The organism is bacterium (assembly GCA_037147175.1).
In the GTDB taxonomy this organism is placed as follows: domain Bacteria; phylum Cyanobacteriota; class Vampirovibrionia; order Gastranaerophilales; family UBA9971; genus UBA9971.
Genome location: JBAWVS010000027.1, coordinates 23,359 through 29,971, shown reverse-complemented (window position 1 = coordinate 29,971; position 6,613 = coordinate 23,359). Strand labels below are relative to the sequence as shown.

The following is a 6,613-nucleotide window of genomic DNA, read 5'->3' as shown; positions in this document are numbered from 1 at the left end:
TAGTGCTTTCGCAAAAAATATTTCATTTCTTAATTACTTTTTCAGAGCACTATAGAGTTATAAAAGCAAACCGGCTACTATCATAAGAATTATTGTAGCAAGACTCAAGCCTGTACTTGCAAGTTGACTGTTTTTCAGCAAGTTTGCATCTTTGTAAATTTCATTGGAAGGACGGGCTTTTATAACAGTTGCAAGCCTTTCTATCCTTTCATCCATTGCGTAATTATTTGAAGAATTTTTAAAAAGGTATTGTTCAAGTCTTGCAACTCTTGTTTCTGTTGTATCGTTCGGATAAACCTGATTCAAAAGCTTTTTTTCCATCTGGTTAAGCAGGTTGTTTAATGATTCTTCACTCGAAGACGAAGAATCGTTTTCAGAAGAACTCTTTGATGATGAAGCGGAATTATCTTCTTCTTCGACAGAATTATTATTTGATTCTATCGTTGCTTTGCTCAAATCATCAACCCTGTCGCTCAAACTTTTTTTTGAAACAGTGCCGAAAAGCTTGCTCTCAAGACGACCAAGCCTGTTATAAATGTCTTCTTTAGGATAGCTGCTGCCTAAAACCCTCAATTCTATTTTATCAACAGTAGGATAATCTTCAGAAATATCAGTTTTGTTCTGAACAGGTATTATCGCAGGTGAAAAATCTCTTAATATAGAGGATTTTGCTGTATTTTGATTAACTAAAAATAATAAGAATATGCATAAGAAAATAAACAAATATTTTGTTTTCATTATTTTTATCTACCCCCTCACCCCTTGAAGGAAGAACTTTTATTTGTCATTAATTATCGCATATATGTTGTTTTTTAAAATCGCCCTATGCTATAACCGGTCTGGATAATGCTTTAATAATCTCCCCTGTATCTCTTTTTTTGCCGACTATAAGATAATAAAAATCATCTTCAATTTTTATATCAGCATTAGAAAAATTAGGGTAGCATAACAAATTTTTTGAGCCGGAAGTTTGTCTTATGTCAGAAAATAATTTCATATTAAATTTATCGTAAATTTCCCATATTTCGACATTTGACCAGCGTGTTTGATTTTGTGTCGCAAGCTCTTCCCTGAATTTTTTCATTTCACTTTCGGGAAAGTATGATTTATAAAGAGGGCTTCTTGCTATAGGCAGTTTGAAAAGTTTTTGTTTTTGCAATGTTTTTGAATAAGGAGCTATTTGAATAAGTTCCTCGGTAATCTTAATTTTTTTTGTGATATTAATTTGTTTTTCGTCAAAAGCATTGATTTTATTAGAAATTTTTATCAAAATGTTTTCTCTTGAAAATTGTTTAAGATTTGAAATAAATTTAAGCGGATAATCTCTTAAAATAGTTATCAAGTTTAAATTTAAATTTTTCCATTTAACAAAATTTTCAAACTTTGGAAGTTCTTTTAACCTTATTTCAGGATGAATTTTCAAATTCCTGATCAAAGCGTAAGTGGGATTAATTTCCCGCAGTTCAGGCTCTTTGATTTCTAAAGCGTTAAAACGTATTTTAGTGTAAAAATCTTTGAAATCTTTTGACTTAATTTGAGGATTAAACCCGTTAAATTTTGACAAAATATTAAAATAAGCCCGACTGTAAAAAATTTTTTTAGTCTTAGACTTTTTATTTTCAGAAGAAGTTTTATTAAAAAATGAGTTCATTTCTGCTTTTAAATTTCTTGATTGCAGATGAGTTCTAAAGTTTTTTGAACCCGCGCAATCGGTTCGTCAACGTCCATAAAATGTCCTGCTTCTACAAGCATATTAACAATAGAGTCAAATACTGCACTTTCACATTCGAAATTTTCGGCAAAAAGCAATCTGACGGGACATTTTGCATGAGAAGTCTGAAGCAGAACTTCGTTTTTCTTGATTTTTTGAAAATCCCCGACTGTTGATAAAGGAGAAGCTTTTGTTGAAGAGATTCTGACAATGGGGATTTTGGCGTTTTTATATGTAAGAATGTCTTCATCTTCGATAAATAAAGCGGATATATCCTGAGAAAGTGCTTTTATCAGGCTGTCTGTAATAACATCAATTTTTAAGTATTTTTCTAACCCTTCTCCGTAGAGAACCTGTTGGATTTTTGTCGGAACTATCGGGTCAGTATATCTGAATTCCAGAGGAAAACCTTTGTAATCCGTAATTAAAATCGCTCCCAGATAACCTTTTGAGCTGGAAGAGTATGCTACTGCATAAGCCAGTTTTACATTTTCTGCTGCCATAAATTTAAACTTTACTTCTTAAATTAGTATCACGTGAACTTAATAATTTTCTCAGCTTCATAATAGCTTGAGCATGGAGCTGGCAGACTCTTGATTCTGAAATTGTCAGAGTTGCACCTATTTCTTTCAGTGTCATATTTTCATGATAATACAGAGCAAGTATCATTCTTTCTCTTTCAGGAAGATTACCCAGCGCTCTTGAGAGTTCATTTTTTACATCTCTGTTTTCCATCATTGCTAAAGGGTCACTGGCGTTTTTATCCTGAATTGTGTCTATAATCTCAACGCCTTCGCCTGATGAATCTTTTCTTTCATAAATTGAAATCATATTATTGCTTTCCATTTCCGCCATAGAAGCTTCTACTTTTTCTTTAGGAAGTTCGAGTTCTCTGGCGATTTCGTCTGTGCTTGGCTGTCTTCCGAGTTTGCCCTGCAAAGAAGCAATTGCTTTGTTGATACTCTTAAATCTTTTCTGCGCACCGCGTGGAACCCAGTCAAGACTTCTAATTCTGTCGATTATTGCTCCTCTGATTCGCAAAAGGGCATAAGTTTCGAATCTAACGCCTCTTGTCGGACAGAATTTTTCTATTGCGTCAATAAGTCCTTCCACTCCATATCCTGCGATGTCTTCTGTTGAAATAGTGTTCGGCAAGCTTATTCTTAAGCGTCCGACCACATATTTAATCAAATAAATATACTGAATTATTAATTTATCCCTGATTTCTTTACTTGTTTTATCCAGAACAAACTGCGCCCATACTTTGTCTATATCAGCATCAGAGAGCTTCTTGGTCTTGTTTTTATCTATGCCGAAATTAAAACCCGATGTATTTTCCATTTAACTTGTTCTTCCCTAACCCGATATTTACTTAATCTTCCCAAAATTTATTATTTTATTTTTAATTAAAACCCTTACTTAATTGTATTCAGGTATGAATATAAAGCATCATTCAAATACCGTATTTGACTGCATATTAAAGAAGACAGCGTAAAGAAAGAAGCGGATAGAACAATGCTGTCCGCTTCTTTCTTTAACTATTTAATTAATTATCAAATATCAAACTAATGGCTAAAATGGGTTTTTTTAAGATTTTTTGATGCGTTTAATAATTTAAGAGGCTGGTCAATTTTAAGATAATCATAGGCGCATGTTATAAGCTTAAATAAATCGTCCCATCTGCACTGGTTTTCTTTTTGTTTAAGCAGGTTTTGACCGATTTTCATGTAATACGTGCTTGTTTTGTTAAAGCTTTTAATTCCGTTCGGTGCAGGGACTATTTCTTTCAAAAATTCGAAACCGATTTTGTTTTGATCGCAGTAATTAATTAATGGCTTGATTACAGCGTGTTCCTGATATTTGTTGCGAAGATTTTCAATCTCTATTTCTGCAGTTGTCAAGCTTCCGTCCTCCTTTTCTAAAATTAACCAATAAACATTGTAAATATTTATGCCGGCATTTAAATGGATTGATCGAAACTTATTGAAACGCTTTAAGTCTAAGTTATTGTTAGTTTATTCTCTTTAAAAATTAATATCTTTATGTATTAATTAAAGATGTACAGAGATGAATTGATTAAAATATTTATATTTTTTCTTACAAATTATTATATCATTTTTTTGAATTTATTAAATATAAAGTATGTTAATTTTTTAGAATAATAAAAGGTAGCTACAAGTGGATACAAGAAGAACGGCAGCAAGAGAATTAGCCCTATTAACTTTTTCTCAATTAAGTAAAAATATTACTAAATGGGAAAATAAAGACATAGTCGAAATCATAGAAAAATCAGTAGAATCTTTGACAAAAGAAGCCGAACATAATTTACAGTCTTCGGTTAGAGAACTTGGTGTTATCCGTGAGTTTGTACAAACTTATGAAATTGACCATGCTGATAATCTGGAAAGACCTATGGATGCGTCAATAATTCCTGTATCAATCCCCATGACTTCTGATATGATTGGAAGAATTGACATGCTTTTAGATGCGGCAGAAAAAATATATTTTGCTATGGACATAGTTCAGGTGGCTGCTATGTCCGAAAGAGAAGATGTTAAAAAATATTCTGTTAAACTTGCTAAAACATTTATTGAAAATAAAGAAAGTGTAGATGACCAGATAAAAGAGCATTCAAAAGGTTGGGATGTTGACAGGCTTTTAAAAATTGACAGAGATATCCTCAGAATTTCAATAACAGAGCTTTTGTATTTTGATGATATTCCTGCAAGTGTTTCTATAGATGAGGCTGTCGAGCTTGCGAAAAAATACGGTACAGATGAAAGTTCAAGTTTTATTAACGGTATTTTAAGACAGGTCTATGAATTTAAGAAAAAATTAGGCAGACGGCCTTCCTGAGTTCTTCTGTTTAATGAGGAAACTAAATGTTTAATATATTCAAAAAATTTGTAAAAAAAGAAGAAAATGAAAATCTTCAAGAGCAAACGCAGGTTGATTTTGAAGAAGAAATTCAGCCTGAAGAAGTTGTATTTGTTGAAAAAAATGACGAAGAAGTAGCACCTCAGGAAGACAATTTAAATTTTACGCAAACACCTGTCCAGGATGTTGAAGCAGAACAGGTTTTTCAGACTGAAACTGAAGAAGTATCCAGAGGACTTTTCGGAATTTCTTTTGCGGGATTAAAAGAGGCTGTTTCAAAAACAAGTGAATTTTTTAATACGAATATTCTTTCGCTTGGTGCGGGAAAAGAAGAAATTGACGATGATTTGCTTGATCAAATGGAAGAAAAGCTTATACGCGCAGATGTTGGAGTCGATACAACGGTTTATATAATCGAAAGACTCAGAGAAAACAAAAATAAAATTAAGCCCGACAAATTAGGCGAATATTTAAAAAACGAATTTAAGGACATAATAAAAGCCCCCGGCTCGAATAATTTGATTTTTAAATCAGGACAGCTCAATACCTTCCTGATTACGGGTGTAAACGGTGCAGGGAAAACAACATTAATCGGCAAACTTGCTTATAGATTCAAACTTCAGGGAAAAAAAGTTCTGGTAGCCGCAGGGGATACTTTTAGGGCTGCTGCCGAAGACCAGCTGGAAATTTGGGCAGACAGGGCAGGCGCTGATATAGTCAGACAGGATGGAGCCGATCCGGCTTCTGTTGTGTTCGACTCTATCAAGAAAGCCCGAAGCGAAAATTATGATATTTTGTTGATAGATACCGCAGGAAGACTCCATAACAAATTCAATCTTATGGAAGAGCTGAGAAAAATCAAAAAAGTTATCGACAAAGAAGCCGCAGAATCTCTCGTTGAGTCAATTCTTGTTTTAGATGCGACAACAGGACAAAACGGGCTTAAACAGGCGGAAGTTTTTAAGGAAGCTGTTGATATAACCTCTGTAGGACTTACAAAACTTGACGGCACAGCAAAAGGCGGAGTTATTTTAGGAATTGCAAAAGAATTGAATTTGCCTGTCAAACTCATAGGAGTTGGCGAAAAAATGGAAGATTTAAGAGATTTCAGCGCCGATGACTTCATCGAGGCATTGTTTTAAATTCATAAATTCGTTTAATTGTCATCCTGAGCAAAGCGAAGGATCTGTCTAATGGTGGAGATATTCAAAGGAACAAATAATGGATTTTAAATTTGAAAAATTTAATAAAAATATTACAAATGAAGAACTTATTGAAGATTTAAAAAAAATCGCAGGCATTTTAAATAAAAATACCTTATCAATAAATGAATATAATGAAATAGGCAAAGGGAAATATGATAGTAAAACATTAACAAGAAGATTTGGAAGTTGGAATAAGGCTCTAAACGCTGCAAACCTTGATTTAACATTAGAAATGAACATAAAGGAAGAAGAACTTTTTCTAAATATGTATAATCTTTGGATAAAGATTGGCAGACAACCGCGGCGTAGAGAAATGCGTAAACCTTTATCAAAATATTCCGAATCAGCTTATATACGAAGTTTTGGAAGTTGGAATTTAGCTCTTGAAAAATTTATAGAATATATTAGTGCTGGAATTAACATTAACTATATTGAATCACAGGATTTAAATGAAAATAAATTAATTTCTATAAATAATGAAATTATTCATCAACATAAAACAAAAAGAGACCCCAATTGGCGATTACGATTTTTAGTTATGCGAAGAGATGATTTTAAATGCTTAATGTGCGGCAAAGCGCCGGCTAATTATTCAGGAGTGGAATTACATATTGACCATATAATTCCTTGGTCTAGAGGAGGAGAAACAGTTATAGAAAATTTGCAAACATTATGTTCTGTTTGTAATATTGGAAAAAGTAATTTAACTTGAAATTGTAGTAGTCATTTTGAAGGCTTTTGTCAGAAGAATCTCTCTAGATAACATTTAAAAGCATATATACCAGAATGGACAGATCCTTCGCTTCGCTCAGGATGACAA

8 protein-coding genes are annotated in these 6,613 nt (G+C 32.9%); 3 read left to right on the top strand and 5 right to left on the bottom strand.

Annotated elements, in window-relative coordinates; all coding sequences use genetic code 11:
* Nucleotides 1–57: 57 nt before the first annotated feature.
* The 5 genes from WCG23_07845 to WCG23_07825 all read right to left on the bottom strand — a co-directional run bounded on the left by WCG23_07845 (nucleotide 58) and on the right by WCG23_07825 (nucleotide 3,612).
* Complete coding sequence (locus WCG23_07845) at nucleotides 58–738, bottom strand: hypothetical protein (protein ID MEI8389785.1); 681 nt, start codon at nucleotides 736–738, stop codon at nucleotides 58–60.
* A gap of 85 nt (nucleotides 739–823) precedes the next feature.
* Nucleotides 824–1,651, bottom strand: coding sequence for a hypothetical protein (locus WCG23_07840; GenBank protein MEI8389784.1), 828 nt, complete (start codon nucleotides 1,649–1,651; stop codon nucleotides 824–826).
* Nucleotides 1,652–1,659: 8 nt separating this feature from the next.
* Complete coding sequence (locus WCG23_07835; protein ID MEI8389783.1) at nucleotides 1,660–2,214, bottom strand: hypothetical protein; 555 nt, start codon at nucleotides 2,212–2,214, stop codon at nucleotides 1,660–1,662.
* Between the two features lie 4 nt (nucleotides 2,215–2,218).
* Nucleotides 2,219–3,052, bottom strand: coding sequence for a FliA/WhiG family RNA polymerase sigma factor (locus WCG23_07830; GenBank protein ID MEI8389782.1), 834 nt, complete (start codon nucleotides 3,050–3,052; stop codon nucleotides 2,219–2,221).
* 224 nt (nucleotides 3,053–3,276) lie between these two features.
* Nucleotides 3,277–3,612, bottom strand: coding sequence for a hypothetical protein (locus tag WCG23_07825; protein MEI8389781.1), 336 nt, complete (start codon nucleotides 3,610–3,612; stop codon nucleotides 3,277–3,279).
* A gap of 277 nt (nucleotides 3,613–3,889) precedes the next feature.
* On the opposite strand from WCG23_07825, the gene nusB reads away from it, so the two are divergent.
* The 3 genes from nusB to WCG23_07810 all read left to right on the top strand — a co-directional run bounded on the left by nusB (nucleotide 3,890) and on the right by WCG23_07810 (nucleotide 6,505).
* Nucleotides 3,890–4,567: a transcription antitermination factor NusB gene (gene nusB, locus WCG23_07820; GenBank protein MEI8389780.1), complete on the top strand. Its 678-nt coding sequence runs from the start codon at nucleotides 3,890–3,892 to the stop codon at nucleotides 4,565–4,567.
* 26 nt (nucleotides 4,568–4,593) lie between these two features.
* Nucleotides 4,594–5,730 carry a signal recognition particle-docking protein FtsY gene (gene ftsY / locus WCG23_07815; protein MEI8389779.1) on the top strand — a complete coding sequence of 379 codons (1,137 nt, stop codon included), beginning with the start codon at nucleotides 4,594–4,596 and terminating at the stop codon, nucleotides 5,728–5,730.
* 79 nt (nucleotides 5,731–5,809) lie between these two features.
* Nucleotides 5,810–6,505, top strand: coding sequence for an HNH endonuclease (locus WCG23_07810; GenBank protein MEI8389778.1), 696 nt, complete (start codon nucleotides 5,810–5,812; stop codon nucleotides 6,503–6,505).
* The last annotated feature ends 108 nt before the right edge of the window (nucleotides 6,506–6,613 follow it).

Bases quoted from the DNA above. Each gene is read 5' to 3' on its own strand.
- WCG23_07845 (MEI8389785.1), bottom strand. From the start codon at position 738: ATGAAAACAAAATATTTGTTTATTTTCTTATGCATATTCTTATTATTT.
- WCG23_07840 (MEI8389784.1), bottom strand. From the start codon at position 1,651: ATGAACTCATTTTTTAATAAAACTTCTTCTGAAAATAAAAAGTCTAAG.
- WCG23_07835 (MEI8389783.1), bottom strand. From the start codon at position 2,214: ATGGCAGCAGAAAATGTAAAACTGGCTTATGCAGTAGCATACTCTTCC.
- WCG23_07830 (MEI8389782.1), bottom strand. From the start codon at position 3,052: ATGGAAAATACATCGGGTTTTAATTTCGGCATAGATAAAAACAAGACC.
- ftsY (MEI8389779.1), top strand. From the start codon at position 4,594: ATGTTTAATATATTCAAAAAATTTGTAAAAAAAGAAGAAAATGAAAAT.
- WCG23_07810 (MEI8389778.1), top strand. From the start codon at position 5,810: ATGGATTTTAAATTTGAAAAATTTAATAAAAATATTACAAATGAAGAA.